Consider the following 336-nt stretch of genomic DNA (forward strand, 5'->3'; position numbering starts at 1 on the left):
CTGGCGACGACCAGACGGTTGGCGTCACCGGAGTTCTGCGCGTTGGTGTTACCACTGATGTAGTTGTATCCCGCACCGCCCAGGTAGACGAGATCCGTCACGCCGTCGTTGTTAAGGTCGACGCTCGACACCATCTTCTCAGGTGTGGCCTGATACCGCTCACCATAGCGGTTTGCAGGCGCCCCGGTCGGATCCCATACCAGCGACGGATCCTTGCTGAACATGCCCTCACCGTTATTAACAAACGTGGTGTCATAACCCTGGCCGGCTTCTTCATCGTTCGGCGTGTTATCCCCGTAGGCGAGGTCGACGTATCCGTCACCATCCCGGTCGTAG

General features: G+C 58.9%; 1 protein-coding gene. It reads right to left on the reverse strand.

Going from position 1 to position 336, the window contains the following annotated elements; all coding sequences use genetic code 11:
• The coding region (locus GM30_RS03780; protein ID WP_193391770.1) for an FG-GAP-like repeat-containing protein at positions 1-336 on the reverse strand (336 nt) is incomplete at both ends.

Source organism: Trabulsiella odontotermitis (assembly GCF_001188485.1).
In the GTDB taxonomy this organism is placed as follows: Bacteria; Pseudomonadota; Gammaproteobacteria; order Enterobacterales; family Enterobacteriaceae; genus Trabulsiella; species Trabulsiella odontotermitis_A.